The organism is Gelidibacter sp. (assembly GCF_053579655.1).
Window position 1 is genome coordinate 20,688 of sequence record NZ_JBMDWE010000022.1, and the last position, 20,250, is coordinate 40,937.

15 protein-coding genes and 2 pseudogenes are annotated in these 20,250 nt (G+C 35.9%); 8 read left to right on the forward strand and 9 right to left on the reverse strand.

The features are described from left to right. Positions 1–16: 16 nt before the first annotated feature. The 4 genes and pseudogenes from ACOH2D_RS11995 to ACOH2D_RS12010 all read right to left on the reverse strand — a co-directional run bounded on the left by ACOH2D_RS11995 (position 17) and on the right by ACOH2D_RS12010 (position 2,544). Positions 17–625, reverse strand: a complete 609-nt coding sequence (locus ACOH2D_RS11995) for a GNAT family N-acetyltransferase (RefSeq protein ID WP_449535401.1) — start codon at positions 623–625, stop codon at positions 17–19. A gap of 182 nt (positions 626–807) precedes the next feature. Further along, complete coding sequence (locus ACOH2D_RS12000; RefSeq protein ID WP_449535382.1) at positions 808–1,164, reverse strand: helix-turn-helix domain-containing protein; 357 nt, start codon at positions 1,162–1,164, stop codon at positions 808–810. A gap of 1 nt (position 1,165) precedes the next feature. After that, a pseudogene (locus ACOH2D_RS12005) lies at positions 1,166–1,459 on the reverse strand (type II toxin-antitoxin system HigB family toxin). Between the two features lie 212 nt (positions 1,460–1,671). Beyond that, positions 1,672–2,544, reverse strand: a complete 873-nt coding sequence (locus ACOH2D_RS12010; protein ID WP_449535383.1) for a universal stress protein — start codon at positions 2,542–2,544, stop codon at positions 1,672–1,674. A 451-nt stretch (positions 2,545–2,995) separates the two neighbouring features. On the opposite strand from ACOH2D_RS12010, the gene ACOH2D_RS12015 reads away from it, so the two are divergent. After that, positions 2,996–4,717 (forward strand): APC family permease, encoded by a 1,722-nt coding sequence (locus ACOH2D_RS12015; RefSeq protein ID WP_348035000.1) that lies wholly within the window; start codon positions 2,996–2,998, stop codon positions 4,715–4,717. Between the two features lie 64 nt (positions 4,718–4,781). Here the strand turns inward: ACOH2D_RS12015 and ACOH2D_RS12020 are convergent, their stop codons facing one another. Next, entirely contained in the window at positions 4,782–5,492 is a 711-nt protein-coding gene (locus ACOH2D_RS12020) for a DUF1003 domain-containing protein (protein WP_449535384.1), read from the reverse strand. A 159-nt stretch (positions 5,493–5,651) separates the two neighbouring features. Further along, entirely contained in the window at positions 5,652–6,278 is a 627-nt protein-coding gene (locus ACOH2D_RS12025; RefSeq protein WP_348036670.1) for a DedA family protein, read from the reverse strand. A 419-nt stretch (positions 6,279–6,697) separates the two neighbouring features. Between ACOH2D_RS12025 and ACOH2D_RS12030 the strand changes: the two genes are divergently transcribed. The 4 genes from ACOH2D_RS12030 (at position 6,698) to ACOH2D_RS12045 (ending at position 11,087) form a co-directional block, all read left to right on the forward strand. Further along, positions 6,698–7,255, forward strand: a complete 558-nt coding sequence (locus tag ACOH2D_RS12030) for an HdeD family acid-resistance protein (RefSeq protein WP_348036672.1) — start codon at positions 6,698–6,700, stop codon at positions 7,253–7,255. Positions 7,256–7,482: 227 nt separating this feature from the next. After that, on the forward strand, positions 7,483–9,075 hold the full coding sequence (locus ACOH2D_RS12035; protein WP_348036674.1) for an FMN-binding glutamate synthase family protein: 1,593 nt from the start codon (positions 7,483–7,485) through the stop codon (positions 9,073–9,075). A gap of 506 nt (positions 9,076–9,581) precedes the next feature. Continuing rightward, positions 9,582–10,202, forward strand: coding sequence for a MarC family protein (locus ACOH2D_RS12040; protein WP_348036676.1), 621 nt, complete (start codon positions 9,582–9,584; stop codon positions 10,200–10,202). A gap of 522 nt (positions 10,203–10,724) precedes the next feature. Continuing rightward, positions 10,725–11,087, forward strand: a complete 363-nt coding sequence (locus ACOH2D_RS12045; RefSeq protein ID WP_348036678.1) for a hypothetical protein — start codon at positions 10,725–10,727, stop codon at positions 11,085–11,087. A 522-nt stretch (positions 11,088–11,609) separates the two neighbouring features. On the opposite strand, the pseudogene ACOH2D_RS12050 reads toward ACOH2D_RS12045, so the two are convergent. Beyond that, positions 11,610–11,777: pseudogene (locus ACOH2D_RS12050) on the reverse strand (glycosyltransferase); the annotation flags it as partial. Positions 11,778–12,562: 785 nt separating this feature from the next. On the opposite strand from ACOH2D_RS12050, the gene ACOH2D_RS12055 reads away from it, so the two are divergent. Beyond that, positions 12,563–14,674: a fibronectin type III domain-containing protein gene (locus tag ACOH2D_RS12055; protein ID WP_449535385.1), complete on the forward strand. Its 2,112-nt coding sequence runs from the start codon at positions 12,563–12,565 to the stop codon at positions 14,672–14,674. Positions 14,675–14,694: 20 nt separating this feature from the next. Next, the gene (locus tag ACOH2D_RS12060; protein ID WP_348036682.1) at positions 14,695–16,050 is read left to right on the forward strand and encodes a tyrosinase family protein; all 1,356 of its coding nucleotides are present in this window, start codon (positions 14,695–14,697) and stop codon (positions 16,048–16,050) included. 214 nt (positions 16,051–16,264) lie between these two features. On the opposite strand, the gene ACOH2D_RS12065 is transcribed toward ACOH2D_RS12060, so the two are convergent. Both ACOH2D_RS12065 and ACOH2D_RS12070 read right to left on the reverse strand, forming a co-directional pair. Further along, complete coding sequence (locus ACOH2D_RS12065) at positions 16,265–16,723, reverse strand: heavy-metal-associated domain-containing protein (RefSeq protein ID WP_449535386.1); 459 nt, start codon at positions 16,721–16,723, stop codon at positions 16,265–16,267. A gap of 75 nt (positions 16,724–16,798) precedes the next feature. Continuing rightward, positions 16,799–19,039, reverse strand: a complete 2,241-nt coding sequence (locus ACOH2D_RS12070; RefSeq protein ID WP_449535387.1) for a TonB-dependent receptor — start codon at positions 19,037–19,039, stop codon at positions 16,799–16,801. Between the two features lie 306 nt (positions 19,040–19,345). On the opposite strand from ACOH2D_RS12070, the gene ACOH2D_RS12075 reads away from it, so the two are divergent. After that, positions 19,346–19,702: a hypothetical protein gene (locus ACOH2D_RS12075; protein WP_348036688.1), complete on the forward strand. Its 357-nt coding sequence runs from the start codon at positions 19,346–19,348 to the stop codon at positions 19,700–19,702. Positions 19,703–20,250: the final 548 nt, after the last annotated feature.

Here is a 20,250-nt window from a genome sequence, read left to right on the forward strand (position 1 = left end):
GCTGATATCGTGGTGGCTATGTTTTTAAGCTGTTCCAATCCCAAACAACAATGACCCATTCAATTTGACTGGAATCTTCATAGAAATGTATTTCCTTGAACCCGATTTTTTTATGGGCATTTCTTGAGCGCTGGTTGGTCACGGCAATTTCGGTAATGCAAAAGTCATAACGGTTTTCAAATGTCTTTTTATAGAGGTCATAGCAGTTTGAAAAAATACCTATACCTCTAAAGTCTTTGTGAACGCAAACCTGACCAACGACCATATAGTTATATTCTGAAACCAATTTTCCTTGGTAAATGATCTTATCAAATTCCTCAAACATCGGGATGATAATTGGGATGTCATATTTAGACTGTTTTGTCATGGCCAAAACATAACCCACGATATGTTCATCATATTTCGCAATGACATGGGGTTCAATAGAATTTAGTTTTTGAAGCGTTTCCCAGTCATGGCTTATGGTAACAAATCCGCCCTTAGTGATTTCCTGTTCTGATAAGTTTATTTTTAAATTGTCCTTTTGTAAAGCGTAAATACCTTTTAAATCAGCTTCGGTTTTTGTTGTTATAAACGAGATATTTGTTTTAGGCTGTTTTAATTCATCTTTTTCAACCTTTTTAATCCTTCAGATTTCTAGGGTTAAAATCTAAAGAGGTTTGCCAAAAGTCGTATAGCCGTATTGGCGGGATTTACTTATTGAATTATAGGATTATAACAAATTTCAAATTTATAAAATCACTTTTGGTCAATCACTTATCCGCTGTTGCCTTTATGATCATGTTACCCTTCGTTTGGATGTGTGGCTCAATAATCTTGGATTAAGATTTCTGTCGGAATATTTAAATCAGCATTTAGTTTTCTGATCATATCTAAAGTCAGTTTGCGCTTTTTATTCATGATTTCGCTAACACGACTTTTGAAACCAATCATTTCGACCAGATCTTTTTGTTTCAAACCCATTTGCTCCATTCTGAAATTGATGGCAGAAATAGGATCGGGCATTCCCATTGGGAAATTGTGGTTTTCGTAATTGTCAATCACAATGGATAAAATTTCTAATTCATCGCCTTCCTCAGTTCCTCTTTTTGCATCGAAGATAATCTCCAAACGCTCCAGCGCGTTTTGGTAATCCATCTCGTTTCTAATCGGTTTTATTTTCATTTTAAATTTCGTTTGTGTTAATCTTGTCATATTCCGCGGGAGTTCCAATGAACCTAATCCACGCGAGTTGATATTCAAAGTTGAATTTGACTATCAGCCGATAATCGTTGCCTTTGATGTTGAAAACAATCCGATTATCTTTGAGAATGCTTGCCTGTGGGTAATCCTTTCTGAGTTCGTTTATAGATGTCCAATTTTATTTTTCGATTTCTTGGTACCAAGTTTTCAATTGAAGTTCGCAATTGCCTTGTTTTCCCCAAAAATCCCGTAATGTTCCTCTCGAAAATATTTTCACACCAAATGATTTGATTTAAATATAATAAAAAAAGTTACCTAAATGATAACTTTACTTGGTTTTTTGAATGAAGGTTAATATCAATGTCTAGCACAAAGCACTTAAAACCATTTCTTTGTGATTAGAAATCGGATATTATTGTAATTCTTTTATTATTATGGAATACATTGTACTTAAACGTATTGAATAACTGAATACATTTTTACCGAATTCTAATCTCTATCCAATTTAAAAGTAACCACGGGGATTCCGGAATGGTTGGAGACATCTTCGGTTATGCTCTGATTTAAAAAGTGGGAAAGACCTCTTCTGCCATGAGTAGCAAGGCCAATTAAATCGACATGATTTTCTTCGCAGAAATTTAAGATGGCTTTTTCAATGGTTTTATCACTATAAACCGCTGTGATGACGTCATTGGATTTGATATCCGAATCTTTAAACAAGCTTTTAAATTCGTCATTGATCTCTTTGGTTGTGAGATAATGCCCGGGCGTGTTGATATAGAGCAGTGTTAATTTTGTGTCGAGGGTTTTGGAGAGCTTATTGGCCTCAATTATGGCGTGTGTGTTATTTTCTTCCCAATTGATCGCAAAAACAAAATTTTTCACGTTAAAATTTTCATTTTTACTTTTAATGATCAACACGGGAATATCGGAAGTTCTTACAACTTTCTCGGTATTGGAACCCACAAACATTTCTTTAAAAGTGCTTGTACCATGGGAACCCATCACAATTAAATCGGCATTGTATTTATGGGCAGAGGTAATGATGTCGTTAAAATCCATATGATTTTGGATGGCTTCTTCGTAATCCATTCCTTTTAAAAAAGGAAGTTCAGCAATTTCAGCAAAACGTTTTTGTGCCAGTTTCATATAAAAGAGGGCCGGTGGCAAATCAGATTGATGGTCTGGTTGTACAAGTTGCACATCATAGGACAGGTCGACTTCAGGCAATATATGTAGCGGAATTTCGAGCATATGTAAAACAATCAGTTTGCTATTGTATTTTTTTACTAACTGCACCGCCACTTCGAGTGCGTAATTGGCGGTTTCTGAAAAATCGGTGGGTACAAGAATAGTGTTCATAGCTTTAGTGTTATAATACGCTTTGGTTTGCAATGTGTTTCAAGGATTCCTTCATATGAAAATTAATTGGCCTGACATTAAGTTGAAAATAATATCCTTTATGGAATCTGTTTTGAGCTTCTAAATATTCTGAAACGTCCCATGAGCGATCGGGATCACGGATTTCCACAAATTCACGCATTCATTTAAAAATACGATTAGAAATTATAAATTTCACAAATACGACAGAATTTCCATCTGTTATTAAGACAGGTCAGAAACGATGATCTGACTAGCGCATCTCGAAGGGTTTTGGTTCAGGTCTTAATACTTAATTCTCAAAGCACCGAAGTCTTAATTCCATTCTAATCAAAACTATCGCTTTCCTTCAATTTTAAGTGCTACCTAAGTAGCAGTCTTGGCGATAATCCGGAATTATATTTGAATATAAATGTTTTGCTCCATGCCAAAAATGCTCAATCAACTTGAAGCTACTGCCATTTGTGGCAATGACATCAGCTCCTCATGTTTATATGTATCAGCTTTGGCTATTGTTTATGCGGGTCAATATGCTTGGATCTCGCTATTAATGGTTGCCGCCGTTCTGTTTTTTTATCGGAAAATCTACGGCGAAGTTGTTGGAGCGTTACCTCTTAATGGTGGCGCCTATAATGCTTTACTGAATACCACCAAAAAATCGACGGCTTCACTGGCTGCTTCCTTGACGGTGCTGTCGTACATGGCAACTGCTGTAATTTCGGGAAGTGAGGCTGTAAAGTATGCGCATAGCATTTGGGAAGTTATTCCTGTGCTTCCCGTGACCATTGGTTTGCTTTTGATATTTATGATATTGGTAATAATCGGTATTGGCGAATCGTCAAAAGTTGCGATGGCCATTTTTATTTTCCACTTGGTTTCTTTGATGATTCTCTGCGGATTTTGCATCTTCTATTTTGTTGAAAATGGGACAGCTACATTGCGTTCTAATTTTACTGCACCGGTTGAAGGAGGAATTGCGACGGCGTTATTTTTGGGTTTTTCGGCGGCAATGCTCGGGATTAGTGGTTTTGAAAGTTCTGCCAATTATGTGGAAGAACAGCAAAAAGGCATCTTCCCGAAAACCTTGCGGAATATGTGGATCGTGGTCACGGTTTTCAATCCGATGATTGCCTTTCTGGCTCTCGCTATTATTCCGATACACACCGTTGTTGAACAACCGGACGCTTTGCTTTCTGTTATGGGGCAAACAGCTCGTGGTAATTGGCTTTCCACGTGGATAGGTATTGATGCTTCACTCGTTTTAAGCGGTGCTGTTTTGACGTCGTTTGTTGGCGTAGGTGGATTAATGAGACGTATGGCTTTAGATCGCATCTTGCCAGAAATACTTTTAAAAACGAGTAGAAAAGGAAGTAATTATGTGATTTTCATGTTGTTTTTTGCCTTGTGTGTGTCCATTTTGTTAGTGACCAAAGCAAATTTGGCAAAATTAGCAGGAGTCTATACGATTGCATTTCTGTCAGTCATGATTTTATTCGGGATTGGAAATCTACTATTGAAAGTTAACCGGGCAAGTTTACCGCGACCTGAAAAGTCAAGTTGGTTCGGTCTATTTATTGGAATTTTTGCGGTGGCTGCGGCAATTTTGGGCAATGTTATTTTAAATCCGAGCTATCTCGGTATTTTTATGGAGTATCTTATTCCGACGCTGGCTGTCGTATTTTTTATGTTTTATCGCACGCGCATCTATACTATTTTTTTAAAGGTTCTAAATTATGTATTTCCAGAGAAAGGCGCGCTATTCTTGAAACTTCATAAGGAAACACGAAAATTGCTCCAAGAAGTAAATCTTCAACAATTTGTGTTTTTTACTAAAAATGATGACGTTGAAACCTTAAACAAAGTCATTTTGTATATTATAAAAAATGAATCGGCAAGACGACTCAAAATCGTGTCAATTCTTGATGAAGGCGAAAGCTTAAACAGTGATTTAAAAAAGGATATTGATACCTTGAATAGAGCGTATCCTTCTATAAATGTCGAATTTATTGGGGAGGTTGGTGTTTTTGGACCAGAAAAAATAAAGCAATTGTCTAAACGTTGGCATATTCCAACAAACTTTATGTTTATGGGGTCGCCGGGAGATGGTTTTCCCTATAAAATTCAGGAGTTGGGCGAGGTTCGCTTGGTTATTTGATTGAGGATTTTACAAACGATAGTTTGCAGCGTAAATAAGTGAAACATTGATTAGAATTTATAGTTTACGAAGTCTTGTTGGCCTTAATTTGTTTCATGATATCTTCCATCATTTCCACCTGTAATTCTTGAATGTTTAGTAATTCCTGTTGTTGATGAATGATCAAATGGTCCAGCTTTTCGTGCAAGGTCCGTATTTCGAGTTCAGCTTTCAAATTGATCATATAATCCTGTTTTGCACGTTCACGATCTTTGTCTTCCTGACGGTTTTGGCTCATCATAATAACTGGGGCTTGTAAAGCGGCCAAACACGATAGGATAAGATTGAGTAAAATGAAGGGGTAGGGGTCAAATCCTTTATCGGCTAGAAATACGATGTTTCCAGTAATCCAAATGGCAATCAACACTGAAAAAAGAATGATAAATCTCCAGCTGCCACCAAACGATGCGACTTTGTCAGCCAATTGTTGCCCAAAAGAATTGGTGGATTCTTCGGGTTCTGTAAGTGAGCCTGCCGTAATCAGTTCTTGTTTTTCAATACTGGATAAGACCTCTTTTTCCAACTGCGAAAGTTCGCCAGCTTCACTAATAAGATAGGTTTCTAAATACTTTTGACGGTAATGGTTTAATTCAGAAATTGATATCGCACTATTTTTACTAAATTTTGGATATTCACTTTTGATAAGTTTAAATATCGATTCCCTAATCTGCTTTGCAGGAATCATTTCAGATTTTGGGAATTCCTGCCCTGATAGTGTACTTTTTAATAATTCCATGGTGGTTTTTTTTTTTGTTTTATTATCAAGAAAAGGATTGAAACCCGCTAATTCCATTGCTTCCGATAGCTAACTCGATCACAAATCAACACAAATATAAGACGTTGTTATTATGGTGTTTACTAATTTTTTCGCGAATCTTACTTTCATTCCAAAGTTTTATTTGAGTTGCAACAGTTTGATTTTAATCCACATGATAAACATTGGCAATGTACTTACCAAGGTGAAAATTAAAACGATGGCGGTAAAGTGTCTTTTTACCCAATCAATTTGACCTAAAAAGTAGGCCGCAGTCATAATCAGAAAAACCCATAAGGCCACGCTGAGAATGCTGTATTTTACGAATGTTTTATGGTTCATAAAGGCAATCCCTGCTACTAACGGTACGACGGATCGAATGATTGGGATAAACCGAGAATAAAATAGTGCTTTTATCCCGTATTTATTATAAAAATTATTTGCGGTGGTAAAGCGTTTGTGTTTTAGCCATCTTATTTTTGTGCCGTGCTTTGGCGAGAGATAAATCCCCATTTCGTATGCTACAATATTTCCTATGATACCACCTAATATGGCGGTAATGGCCGCCATCCAAAAACTTAACGAACCAGATGCCGCTAAAATCCCTATTAAAAAGAGCAGACCATCGCCAGGAAGCACCGGTGCTATTGGAAAAAAAGCGGTTTCCATAAAAATAATTAAAAAAATGACGAAATAGACACCAACAGGATATAATGTAGAGAGGTTGTCCAACCATTCATCAAGGTTTATGGTGAATTCTGTTAGCATGATTCTAAGATAATTTTAATCGGTAATATGAATGCCACTTTTATGAGGGCTTATGACCAAAGCTGTCGTCAACTTTATGTATTGATAAAGATCAATTTATTGCGATAAAACATCCTAAGTCTTTAGTTTCTTTATTCTATGTCATGTTCAAAAAAGGAATGAGGTTCCAACTAAAGAAAAAACGGTAGCACAATAGCTGAAATCTCCAGCTGAAATCTCCCTCACAAGAGTAGTTCAATATTAAGCCAATAAAAAATCTTAAAGTGCTACTTAAGTAGCAATTTATAAGCGTGAAGCATTCTAAATTTGAACCGTAGACTATGAGAAAGGTTTTGCATAAAAAGCTAGTAAGGAAGTTGTTTTTATCCTTTTCCCAGTGAAATCCGTGATGAAAAATAACCAAGTAAATTTATGGCCAAATGAGGACAAGTTTATTGACCAAAGTGTACACTAAATTATGGTGGCTTCAAATAATTTTGGGCGCCATTTTTATTGCTTTTGGAATTTGTATTGTGCTAGTCCCAAAAGAAAACTATGTGCATTTGAGCTTGTTTTTTGCGATTGCTATCTTGTTAACGGGGGTATTTGAAATCACGCGGGCCATCAAAAACATACCCTATTCTCAAAATTGGAGGTGGTATTTATTTGGTGGAATCGTTGATACAATGGTGGGCCTTGTTTTTTTAGGAACTATTGAATTGACGATGCAACTGTTACCCATAGTATTAGGAAGTTGGATTATTTTTAGGGGGATGCTTTATATTGTTTTGAGTCTGGAGGTTAAAAGAAGTGAATATGCTACCTGGTTTGTGTTATTGTTTTTTGGGATTTTGATTATTGCCATGGGTATGCTTATTTTAATTAGGCCTCGTATTGGCACTTATACCATTGTGTATGCCACAAGCATCGCCTTTATTATCACAGGAGTTTTTCGAGTGACCTTAGGGCGGAGTTTGTATCAGCATCGATTGAAATAATCAATAACAAGGATGTTGAAATGTTTAGACATGACTTTACGATGTTGAAATCCTCTTAAAAAATATGCTCAACTTTTATTTAAGCTGAAGGACTTGCTATTTCAGAATTAAACTGTAATTTGTAGGTGCTATTTTCATCTAAGAATCACTGATTGTCAGTTTTAAATTCTAGATAAATGAGATTCTTTTATTGAAATATAACTTCTAATTTCAATAACACTTCGATTATGAGGAATTTTTTTTTAACCTCGACGGCTGCACTACTAATTACCCTCGCGTTGGCTGTTTTTTTAAGTTCAAATTGGTATGTTCTTTTTGGGATTGTGGTAATCCTGACGGTTTTGGGATATTATGATCTTTTTCAAACCCGACATACCATTATGCGGAATTATCCCGTATTGGGGAGACTGCGTTATTTAATGGAGGAATTACGCCCAAAAGTGTATCAGTATTTTGTTGAATCTGATATTGATGGTCGTCCCTTTAATCGGGTGGATCGCTCAACGGTATATCAAAGAGCAAAAGGCGAACGAGACACCATTCCTTTTGGTACGCAACTCGACCTATATGCCGAGGGTTATGAATGGCTTTGCCATACAATGTCGCCCAAGCCTTTTGATACGTTAAACCATGATCCTCGCTTCATGATCGGTAATAAGGATTGCAAACAGCCTTATTCAGCCAGTATCCTGAATATTTCAGCGATGAGTTTTGGATCCATCAGTGCTAACGCCGTTAAAGCCCTGAATGCTGGAGCTAAAATCGGGAATTTCGCCCATAATACTGGTGAGGGAGGTTTGAGTGACCATCACTTAGAAGAAGGTGGAGATTTGATTTGGCAAATCGGTACTGCTTACTTTGGATGTCGGGATGAAGAAGGGAAATTTGACCGGGAGCTTTTCGCCGAAAAGTCAAGACATCCAAATGTGAAAATGATTGAACTTAAAATCTCCCAAGGTGCCAAACCTGGACATGGTGGGATATTGCCTGCCGAGAAAAATACCGAGGAAATTGCTAGAATACGACATATTATACCGTTTGTTAAAGTGGTGTCACCACCGTATCATTCCGCTTTTGATACGCCTTTGGAAATGGTAAAATTCATTCAGCAGTTAAGGGAATTATCTGGAGGGAAACCCGTTGGGTTTAAATTATGTATAGGGTATAAAAGTGAATTTATAGCTGTTTGTCAAGCGATGATAGAACTGGACATTTACCCTGATTATATTGCTGTAGATGGTGGAGAAGGAGGGACAGGAGCCGCACCGCCGGAATTTTGTAATTATGTAGGAGCTCCATTGATTGATGGCCTCGATTTTGTCCACAATATCCTCAATGGATTGGATATTCGACAACATATTAAAATTCTTGCCTCTGGTAAAATCACTTCCGCTTTTCATATGGTGCGTGCTATTGCATTGGGGGCTGACGGCTGTTATCAAGCGCGCGGTATGAAAATGGCCTTAGGTTGTATTCAGGCCTTACTTTGCAACACCAATAGATGTCCCACCGGAATTACAACGCAAGATCCTAAACTGACCAGAGGATTGGTCGTTGAGGATAAAAAGATTCGTGTGGCTAATTATCATAAAACAACACTTAAAAATTTCGCTGAACTTCTGGGAGCAACTGGTGTAACGGAAACGGAAAATTTAAGGCGTTCTCATATTTATCGTCGGGTTTCCCTCAATAGTATGATTACCTATGAAGAATTATTTCCGTCCATAAAAATAGGGTCAATGCTTAATGCTGAGATCCCTGAGAAGTATAAACTGGATTTTGCTTTTGCCGATAAAACACGCTGGGGAGTTCATCCATAAGAAGCAGTTTATATCAGTTTTGTTTTTCATGTGTAATTGTCTTCATTGGAACCTATCACCGTTTACCAGATTTTAAAAAGGTTTGCAATGAACGACAAACAATTTACTGATTATAATATTTTTTTATTGTTGTCTGGTTAAAAATTTCGTCGGCCTTCAAAAGATAATGCTGATAAAGGATTTTCAACATTATGTTCGTTAATGTCATCATTTTTCATTTTTGGGAAATGCTAATAAAATACTAATTTCCTGGTAAATATAAATTGATAAAAGCTATGTTTTAAGTGTTTTGCGGTTTGTGTCTTAATTCTTGGTTCTAACAGCGAAGCGGTCTTGATTCTTTTCCTGGAAAATACTGATATTTTTTATGATTGTATGCTCCTTTCTTCAAATCTAAGCGTTACATTGTCAGATCAAGTTATCTAACGAAATAATCAAAATAACTTGAAATTACTTGGATTTATATCATTAATTATATTTCTTACAAGAATAAAATTTTACTATAAATGGATAACTTAATTACATTTTCAATTACCGTATTTACGGGCTTTTTTGCGATTACCAATCCGATATCAAACATGACTGTTTTTTTATCCTTAACCCAAGGTGCAGATGAAGAAACAAAAAGGGATATCAATAAAAGAGCAAATTTTATTGCCTTTATAATTGTACTTGTCTTTGTTTTATTAGGAAAATATATTTTCGAATTGTTTAATATCAGTATTCCTGCGTTTAAAATTACTGGTGGAATCCTTATATTTTACATCGGTTTTGACATGCTACAATCAAAGCAATCCAATATTAAAAGCCTTAAAAAAGTACAAATTGATGAAAATATTGCCGTTTCACCTTTGGCTATTCCAATTTTGGCGGGACCTGGAACCATCGTGACTGCGATGAATTTTGTGTCTAATGTGAAGCCTATTCAGGTGTTTTTAGTCATTGCTATTTTCGGATCCATGAGTTTAATCACCTATGTGACCTTTAGATTAAGCAAGTATATTGTGAAACTGGTAGGTTATAATGTAATTGCCGTAATTGGTAAAATAATGGGTTTAATTATTGCCATTATTGGTACAGGAATGATCATCGAAGGCATTAAGCTGTCTTTTAACTTGCTGGCTTAAATAGAATTAAGACAGATGGAAATATGATATTTGCTTTTTTGAAAATAGAGTGTTCGTATGAAATCAATTAATCCTTCTTCATACCACCTGCTGTCCTAGTCCCTTTAAACGACTTGATTTAATTTGACTTTCCTAACAAAATTCAAATTCTTGGTTAAATTGCACGGTACCAAATTTGGAAATATCCTATAAAACAGAAAAAACGCGCTCCCTATTCTGAAGTCCCCTTATTTAAATTGTTGCCCACCAACCAAAATAGGATTTTGTGTTGTTAGAGTATGAAGCCATTCACTTTTGCCGAGCTTAACAGAATCAAAAATTAAAATTATATAAGTTAGAACCGTAAAGGTTCATTTAAAAATCTGGTGTATGTTAATTTTTTTTTGGGTTAAAAGTCTCATTTAATGAGGACAAAAACGCAGATAAAAAAAACTAACTTCATGTAATTATACTAAGACCGCTCAATCAAAAATCTACTGTAAATATTGAAATTTACGAATTAGTAATATAAAAACTAAACTCATGAGCGCGAAAAAACATAATCGTAAAAACGATAAAGATCAAGACGTTAAGCTTCAGATTCCTGATCCAGAACGTCTTCATGATATTAACCACCGCATGAACAAATTGACCAATGACGTTCAGGGGGAAGTCAGCTACGACGAAAACACACGTCAAGGTAATCAGGATTCCCATCTTAGAAAAGAAACGCAATGGAAAAACATCCAATCGGACTACAGAAAAAAATATCCCAATATCACTGATGAAGATTTAGATTACGAATCAGGTGATTTCGATAACATGACCGGTCGAATTGCAAAACGTACCAACAGAAATCGTGAGGATGTCAATAACGAGATCAGAGATTGGAACCATACCCTTTAAAAGTCTTTTCTGAAGTCAATCTTTTCCAAATTTGAAAAAGGCTGTCCTTCTTTGAAAAGATTTCTCTGAATTTAGAAACTAACTTTCGGGAATAATTGTGGTCTTTTCTGCGAAAATTATTCTGACAGTTTTATCCTGTTTTTTGACCAAACAGACTTTTAGAAAGTCTGCAGTTGTCTTAATCGGAGCGAGGCAATGATTTTTTCTGTCCGTCCAATGCCTATTACGTCCATTGTTTTACGTCTTATTTCTGATGTTGTATGCAGTAAAGAATTAGCAAAATGATGGATGGTTTAGGTGTTTCTCGTTGCCGAAATTCTCCCCGTTTCTATATCCTTGGGACTAAAATAACCGAAAGGATATAACCAGAATGTATCCTTATTTTTTTCTAAATGTGTTACTTGTAGTACTTCATTTGCATCCATTATTTTAATATATCTCGTCAATTGTATATGCGCTTTCATGATGCCAGGCAATACCGTAATATTAAAAGAACCATCTTTCTTTCTGAAAGCCCTGTTTTCATAATGCTTCATGGTACTTAAGATCCATGGGGCGTTCTTCTCGGAACCAAAAATGGCAGCTTCTATGAAACATTTTTTTTGCCGAACCCATAAAATAGGGGAAATGAAGAAGATTATTAAAACTTTTTAAAACCTGTACATCGCAGTCTAAGTAAATTCCTCCATAGGTGTAAACCGCATATTACCGGATAAGATCAGAAGCAAATGCATATTTTTTATTTTTTAAAGCTTCTATCGTCCATCCGCATTTAATGTCCTCCGATCTTTTTGCGTCCCATAGCATAAATTTATAATCTGGGAGAATTTTTATTTAAGACGCAAGATGTTTGTGAATTCAAAGTTTAGTTTTTTTTTGAATAGTTATTTAATCCTTATAAAAAGCTCAAAAGTTTATGGTGTTTTTTATAATAGCGAAAGAGAACCTTTAATTAGCGATTTTTTCTCATAAAATTCGTTGAAAACATTTGATTCTGGTATAATTAAAAAACCTTAAATAAAATAACGAAGGTGGATTGGAAACTGCATCATAAATAATATGAACAATATGTTTGATAAGTTCGTATTAATTATTATGTATAGACACTGATTATAATCTTAATATTGACCGAATAATATAAGGTATTGATTTGTTGTTAAGAGAATCCTATTTAACAGCAGAGGTCATTTTTAATGGTTATAAATGTGAGAATTTAAGTTCTTTAAATTGGAGAATCCACTTTACTAAATTTAATTATTTGAAGTTTTGTTTTTATTTTTTGATTAGATTTAGGTATGCTTAATATTGTTTTTTAAATTTTTCTAGACGTTGATCTGATAAGAATTCAGAGAGTTTGTGTTTTGTGCTTAATTAATTGCATTTCAGCGATTTAAAATGGTTTTTCGTGAAACTATAATTAAATTTGAAGTTGAATAGCCATTCCCCTAAATTTGTTTCACGTAAATATTTTTCAAATGAACTTAACTAAGTTTTTAACTGTCCTTGTTTTTGCATTAACGGCCAGACTTAGCGCTCAAGATTTGCATAGCAGCGCCAATGCCGCATCCGTTAATAATGAAGCTAACAGTACGTCTGGTTGGACCGGATTGGCCACATTGACCTCCGACTCCAGCGATCCACAGCTGGGGAGTTATGCAATAAAGGCTGTATCTACAGCCAATGACGGGCGAACAGTGAGTTATCGTTTTTCGGCAGTCATAGGACAAGCCTATACAGTGCGTATTTGGGCTAAATATGGACCTAGAGTAAATAATAATTCTAGCGGTGCTTTTGCGGTTTGGACAGGTCTCTCTGGATGGGATACCACTCCAATATCGGGCACTGTTTGGAGGGAATATGTATTTAATGTAACGGCCACTTCCACAAATCCTACAATAGTAGCTTATACTAATAGTAGTGCCACAAAGCTGATTGCAGGAAATACAATTCTTATAGACAATGTTTCTATTCTTCCTACTGGGGTTTCAGATACCCAAGCTCCTACGGCACCAAGTAATTTAACTGCCAGTGGAACAACTACCACTACTACCAATCTTTCATGGACGGCATCAACGGACAATGTTGGAGTTACTGGATATACCATATTGAGAAACGGCACTAGTATAGGTACAACTACTGGTGCAACTACTTTTAATGTAACAGGCCTTACCCAAGGCACTTCCTACGCCTTTACGGTAACTGCCAGAGATGCCGCAGGGAATGTTTCCCAAGTGAGTAATACTGCTAATGTAACTACACTGTTAGCGGGAGATACCCAAGCTCCTACGGCACCAAGTAATTTAACTGCCAGCGGTACAACTACCACTACTACCAATCTTTCATGGACGGCATCAACGGACAATGTTGGAGTTACTGGATATACCATATTGAGAAACGGCACTAGTATAGGTACAACTACTGGTGCAACTACTTTTAATGTAACAGGCCTTACCCAAGGCACTTCCTACGCCTTTACGGTAACTGCCAGAGATGCCGCAGGGAATGTTTCCCAAGTGAGTAATACTGCTAATGTAACTACACTGTTAGCGGGAGATACCCAAGCTCCTACGGCACCAAGTAATTTAACTGCCAGCGGTACAACTACCACTACTACCAATCTTTCATGGACGGCATCAACGGACAATGTTGGAGTTACTGGATATACCATATTGAGAAACGGCACTAGTATAGGTACAACTACTGGTGCAACTACTTTTAATGTAACAGGCCTTACCCAAGGCACTTCCTACGCCTTTACGGTAACTGCCAGAGATGCCGCAGGGAATGTTTCCCAAGTGAGTAATATTGCAAACGTAACTACACTATTAGGGGGAGATACCCAAGCTCCTACGGCACCAAGTAATTTGACTGCCAGCGGTACAACTAACACTACAACCAACCTTTCATGGACAACATCAACGGACAATGTTGGTGTTACGGGATATACGATATTAAGGAACGGCACAAGTGTAGGTACAACTACCGGTGCAACTAACTTTAATGTGACAGGGCTTACACAGGGTACTGCCTATTCTTTTACGGTAACGGCTAGGGATGCCGCGGGGAATGTTTCACCATCGAGCAACACCGTAAATGTTACCACAACTGGTAGTGCCGGAATAATTGATTATACTTCTGAAAACTCAAACTTAATAACTGTGGATTGGAAGGCAAGGGATTTGTTCGCAGATCGAAACGTGGGAATTGGCACTGTCGATACACATGGATATAGGCTTGCAGTGGCGGGAAAAATGGTTGCTGAAGAAGTGAATGTGAAATTAAAGGTAAACTGGCCTGATTATGTTTTTGAAGAAGATTATATACTGCCTTCATTAAAAGAGGTAGAGAAACACATTCTGCAAAAAGGGTATTTACTAAATATGCCGAGTGCCCAAGAGGTAGCAAAAGAGGGTATAGACATAGGAAAGATGAATGCTAAATTGTTGCGAAAAATAGAAGAGCTCACTTTGTATGCTATAGATCAAGAAAAGAAGATACAGAGACTGGAACAAGAAAATAAGCGAATAGATTCAATTGCCGATAAATTAATGAAGTTGGAGCAATTCTTTAAAGAAAACCATAAATAAGCTTAGCAGCTAAATTAAAGATGAAACAGATTTATAGAATATTAATTCTTTTATGTTTTGCCCATAGCTTAAGCGCGCAAAGTATTCGGAAGAATTATCAGGAAATGACCAATTATGAGAAGACTGCACTTGTAAATGCTTTTTATGAATTAAGGAATGGACCTGATTTGTTTAATGATCTGGCCGTTTTTCATAGCCAATATTTTAATTTTGACAATACCATTGATCCAACACGTCTGGATTTGCACTTTAATCTTCCCGACGAAGCGGAGCGTGAGATATTTTTGGCTTGGCATAGACGGCAAATGTTCGAAATGGAGCAGGCGGTACAAAATATAAATCCTAAAATAAGCCTAGCGTTTTGGAATACTACAAATGATCAAGCCTTGAATTCGGCTCTATGGGATGAAAATTTCATGGGCAGTTTTAATACCAATTGGGATTTGCGTAGAAGGCTAGGGCATGATGGTCCACTGCCTACACCATCGGAGGTAAGCGTTTTGTATGGTATTTCAAATTTCTTCCAGTTTTCTAATGAGTTTGAAAGGAGAAACGTTCATAGAGGGGCACATGTTTGGACAGGAGGTGCAATGCCCACTCCTTTATCACCAAGAGATCCTATATTTTATTTCCATCATGTATATGCCGATTTTATTTGGTACAATTGGGAAGAAATCCATCATAATTCCGCATATATAACCACTTCCATGTTACGATATGATGGGACTTATGTTTTCAATGGACAAACTTTGCCCTTGGTAAATCCCAACGACATTACAGATACGAGGTCATTGGGAGTTTTCTATGGATCTGACGGATTGGCAAAACTCAACAATTATATTGTGAGCAATACGTATAGACCTGAAGAGATTTTTTATTACCAATATCGGATAGAAGTTGGTAACAATTTTATTATTCCAGAGGGTGCAAATTGTAGAATCGAGTCGGTAAACGAAATCAAATTACTGCCTGGTTTTGTGGCAGATTCTGGCTCTAAATTTGTTGCATCCATAGATGTTGCCACTACTCAGCAAAGGCCTCAAAACAAAGTTAGAGCGAAAAACCCATATAATTATGATGAAAACATCAACACCGCAATTATATGGGAGGAAGATAATAAAGATGATACACCTATAATTATAGACAGTTATCCAAATCCATTTTCAGATAAGATTACCATTAAGCTCAATAAGAATACCAATTGTACTGTAGCGGTATACAATATGATGGGGGGGGTGATTAGAGAGGAAGCCTTTCATAATACTAATACCATAATTATAAATAAATTATATGGACTTTCCCCTGGCTTTTATGTTATAAGTGTGGTAGATGCGGATGGCAAAATTCTATTGGCGAAGCGCGTTATAAAAATGTAATACGCATAAAACTTAAAATAACGAAGCCGTCTCAGAATTGATTGAAACGGTTTTTTTCATACTTTCTTCTCGGTCTCCTGTTCAAGAATGATCTTCAAATATTCAAATCTTACAAGGGTTCCGGAAGTATTGAGACACTTTCGTTATTTTGAACAATTTAAAGCGGTCTTTTATGGAACCAAAAAAAGGTTAATCTTATTTATATAATAGCTTCTTAATGCTTGTTATTGTGGTCCATATGCAAGCTATTGGGATCTCTAAATTTACAACAAGGAGGTAGGTTGTTATAGACCTTGTCGCTTGCATTTTCTGTATCTGAATCATGTCCTACTAAAGCTATTGCTTTTTTAATATCAAGAGGCGTACATTTATTTTCATCCAATATCAAGGTCAGCTGCTTTGAGGGAATATCCCAATTGGCATATTTTACTCCTTTTACCTGCGATGAAGCTTTTTCAATTCGCGACTTGCACATACCACAGTTTCCCTTAACCTCGATACTTATTTTTTTGTTTTTGTCCTTACCCTGGGCATTTACATTAATGCTCAAAAAACAAACAGTGACGATTAAGAATATACTTTTAATGTTGATTGATCTTCCCATAATTTCTTTTTTTTTCGTTTTTAAAAAATAGTTATTATTACTTGAATAATGATTTAGTGTTTTGAGCATAACTCTCATTGTCTTGATTATAAATATCCAATGAGTCATTTTCTTATTTGCAGGCGTATCTTTTAAAGATGGATTTTATCTCAGTTTGTATCTAAACCCAACGTAATAGGTTTCTCCTAATACCGGAGCATATAATATAGTACTGTCAAAATAAAGGCCAAATGGATCCTGGGCACTAATGATAGGCTTTTTTTGTACACTATTTCCCATGTTCTCGCCTCCTAAATAAAGATCTAGCTTTTCATTAACGACCCGCGTTAGTTGGGAGTTTATAATACTATAAGGTTTAGAAAATGGAACAAGCTGATATTCTACAGGATTTGTCGAGGTGTTTGGCAACCTTTGTTCACCTGTCCAATGTAGAGTGAAATCCATTTTCCATTGGCCTTCTCTAAATTTTTTGATGCTTTCATAACCTAGATTAGTGAAAAAACGATGTTTTGGCTGCAATGGTTTTTCTAATGTACCAGATAAGTAGTTTATTTTCACATCATAATATTTATAGGTGAGTCTAACGTTAAGATTTTGGATTATTTCATAATTTAAATCTACTTGTAAACTTTTTGAAATACTCTTTCCTTTCAGGTTATAGAAGGATACTTCCTGTGGGTTTTCCCAATCGACTATGACCTGATCCTTAAAATCAGTTATATAGTAATCTACTGAAAAGTCCATTGCCCTGTTCCATAGATATAATTTTTGGACAAAACCAAGACCGGTATTCCAAGCAATTTCTGGATTTAGAGAATAGAGGTTTCCATTATTGGGAATAATATGTATTGCCCTAGAGGAAGCAAAAAGTTGCTGGTTTTCAGCAAATATATTGGCAGCTCTTTTTCCTCTGCCAGCAGAGAACCGTAGGCTGGCTTTGTTCCAAAGGGAATGTCGTACGTGCAAGCGAGGCGTAATAAAACTCCCTAGCCTATTGTGATTGTCGGCTCTAATTCCTGCAACAAAGCTCAGTTTTTCAAGATTATCATAGGTGTATTCAAAGAAGGCGCCTAATGAATTGTCTTGTCTGTCAAAGTTGTGGTTGTTTACTTTTTCGTTAAAATAATCATAGGTAAAGCTGAGCCCTGTTTTGAACTTATTGTGCGAACCTCCGATGATACTGTTAAAAATGGCATTTGAATAATAGGACGTGTGTTGAATATCGTATATATTATAACCGTAATAGGAGTTTTGGTCGTGATAGCTAAAGGCCGTTTGATATCCAAAGCTTTGATATGGTAATTCTGGAAAAACGTAGCCCACCTTGGCAGAGAGGTCGAGTCTGTTCGATTTCACCTCACTTCCCCATGCATTGTTTGTGAATTTATCTGTTTTTGAATCAAAGTTTTTCTCCCCAGTTTGTTTTTCATCGAATAGGAGTTGCGCTGTAAAGAAACTTACCCATCCTTTCTCAGGATCCAAAAATTGCCATCTATTCATAAAGTTCAGTTGCTTCGCAAGCGGAGCATCCAAAAAATTATCAGAGTTCCGGTCTATTACACCATTTCTAAGATTTGAGTGTACATACAATCCAGTCGCTAATTTATTGGAAAATTTCTTATTGTATCGCGCATTTAGCTCATACCGTCCATAATTATTAGCATACATATTCAAAAAAACATTCCTATCAGTTAATGGTTTTACCAATTCACTATTTATTTGGCCGGAAATACTCTCAAAACCATTCACAACGCTTCCAGAACCTTTGGTAATTTGAATGCTTTCTGTCCAAGAACCTGGAATAAAGGAAAGTCCATATATTTGAGAAGCACCCCGAATAGATGGTATATTTTCTTGGGTAAACAATAAATAGGGACTGTTTAAACCTAGCATCTGGATTTGCTTGGCTCCGGTAACGGCATCTGAAATGTTTACATCTACGGCAGGATTCGTTTCAAAGCTTTCGGACAAATTACAACATGCCGCCTTTAACATTTCCCTGCTATCTACAGTCACTACATTTTGTACATTAAATAACGATTTTCTGATGGAGTTTATTTTTTTATTCAATACCACTTCTTCTAGGTCCAAATTGGCATGTAGCCATATTTTTCCCAAATTTGGTCTATTAACAATTATGGTATCAGTTCTATATCCTACATAACTCACAACAAGTTTTTTAAATTCTTTGTTAAATGCGAGGCTAAATTCTCCTTTAGAATTGGTAGTCGTGCCTATCGTACTATTTAGCCATACAATATTTACTTCCGATAGCACTTTGTCCTTCTGAGTATTGTTAAATTCTAAAACGGTTCCTGTTATATTTACTTGACTGTATAGGCCAGAACTCAATAATTGTAATACAACAAAAAAAGAAATTTTCATGTCAGATATTTTAACTGTGCTATTTTTTTAAGCTAGAGAGCTGTTTCCAAAAGAAATTACTTGAAGTACTTTTATTATTGTAATAATTCTAGGCTCATTTTATTCGGCAGATTAATGTTGGATAAACTCAAGTGCACATCAATATTTAAAGATAAATATATCCCAAATTTTTTAAAATATAGCATAAACAAAAGTTATTTGGTTATTACTATAAAATGCTATGGCCAAGGCATTTAAAATATTTATATTTAATCCTTATTTTATAGCCGGCAGTAATTTAAAGCTTTTACTTAATTCTTTAATCCGATGAAAATTTTGCTTATTGTAGGGGTATTGGGACTTTGTGCTTTTTGTTCAAGCAAAGAAGGGATTCATAAGGTACAAAAAACCAAGATAAGGGTAATAAATCTCAGTGAAGAACATTTTACTAATGTGATGTTATTTTCAATGAATTTTCAAGATCTTAAACCGAGAGACACCTCCGAATATCAAGTTCTGAATTTTGACCCTTTAAAAGATGATTCTTTAATTTATTGTTCAGTTGGCGGTGTCAATTTTGCCAGATATTTGGAAATACCCGTTAATGAGGTGAAAAATGTTTCTTATCTCATAGATAGTATTCAAAACGGAATTCTATATATTACTACTAAATATGAAGATTGATTGAGGCGGGTAGCGAAAAAAACTTCTTCACTTCATGTCAGATTCTAAGACCATATTAAATTGAACAGATCAATCCTAAATATTGTGTTTATGAGAATATTTTGGAATTTCAGCGGAACCTTAGCGAAAAGTATTTTCGTGCCTTGCATTTAAAAATGGGCTGTCAAGGAAATCGCAAAAACTCAAATGCCTTATAAATGTTCGATTAAAATAAACACCACGTAAATTTCTTAATGCTTCAAAAATTAAAAACCAAACCATTAAGTTAAGGGCTATTAAGGGTTTCGTTGGGACCATCACAATTCATTTATTTATCATGTTTCAAGGCAAAAGCGTATGGTTTATAAGATTTCATAGCGTTCTTTGCGAAAAACCTTAGAGCGGCTTTTGTTTAAAAAGAAACTTTAAACGAAATGGAGCACTCTAATTTAAACCCAAAGCAAAAGCGCATTGTTCGCAAGGTTATAAAATTTCTTGGCGATCTTTTGCGAAAATCCATTACGCCCCTTGCGTTTAAAAAAGAGGCATTAGACTAACTTCAATTCAAA

What these genes read in the sequence shown, in the direction of transcription:
- ACOH2D_RS12045 (WP_348036678.1), top strand. Translation starts at nt 10,725, where the DNA reads ATGAGCGCGAAAAAACATAATCGTAAAAACGATAAAGATCAAGACGTT.
- ACOH2D_RS12055 (WP_449535385.1), top strand. Translation starts at nt 12,563, where the DNA reads ATGAACTTAACTAAGTTTTTAACTGTCCTTGTTTTTGCATTAACGGCC.
- ACOH2D_RS12035 (WP_348036674.1), top strand. Translation starts at nt 7,483, where the DNA reads ATGAGGAATTTTTTTTTAACCTCGACGGCTGCACTACTAATTACCCTC.
- ACOH2D_RS12020 (WP_449535384.1), bottom strand. Translation starts at nt 5,492, where the DNA reads ATGGAATTATTAAAAAGTACACTATCAGGGCAGGAATTCCCAAAATCT.
- ACOH2D_RS12040 (WP_348036676.1), top strand. Translation starts at nt 9,582, where the DNA reads ATGGATAACTTAATTACATTTTCAATTACCGTATTTACGGGCTTTTTT.
- ACOH2D_RS12010 (WP_449535383.1), bottom strand. Translation starts at nt 2,544, where the DNA reads ATGAACACTATTCTTGTACCCACCGATTTTTCAGAAACCGCCAATTAC.
- ACOH2D_RS12060 (WP_348036682.1), top strand. Translation starts at nt 14,695, where the DNA reads ATGAAACAGATTTATAGAATATTAATTCTTTTATGTTTTGCCCATAGC.
- ACOH2D_RS12030 (WP_348036672.1), top strand. Translation starts at nt 6,698, where the DNA reads ATGAGGACAAGTTTATTGACCAAAGTGTACACTAAATTATGGTGGCTT.
- ACOH2D_RS12070 (WP_449535387.1), bottom strand. Translation starts at nt 19,039, where the DNA reads ATGAAAATTTCTTTTTTTGTTGTATTACAATTATTGAGTTCTGGCCTA.
- ACOH2D_RS12075 (WP_348036688.1), top strand. Translation starts at nt 19,346, where the DNA reads ATGAAAATTTTGCTTATTGTAGGGGTATTGGGACTTTGTGCTTTTTGT.
- ACOH2D_RS12000 (WP_449535382.1), bottom strand. Translation starts at nt 1,164, where the DNA reads ATGAAAATAAAACCGATTAGAAACGAGATGGATTACCAAAACGCGCTG.
- ACOH2D_RS12015 (WP_348035000.1), top strand. Translation starts at nt 2,996, where the DNA reads ATGCTCAATCAACTTGAAGCTACTGCCATTTGTGGCAATGACATCAGC.
- ACOH2D_RS12025 (WP_348036670.1), bottom strand. Translation starts at nt 6,278, where the DNA reads ATGCTAACAGAATTCACCATAAACCTTGATGAATGGTTGGACAACCTC.
- ACOH2D_RS12065 (WP_449535386.1), bottom strand. Translation starts at nt 16,723, where the DNA reads ATGCTCAAAACACTAAATCATTATTCAAGTAATAATAACTATTTTTTA.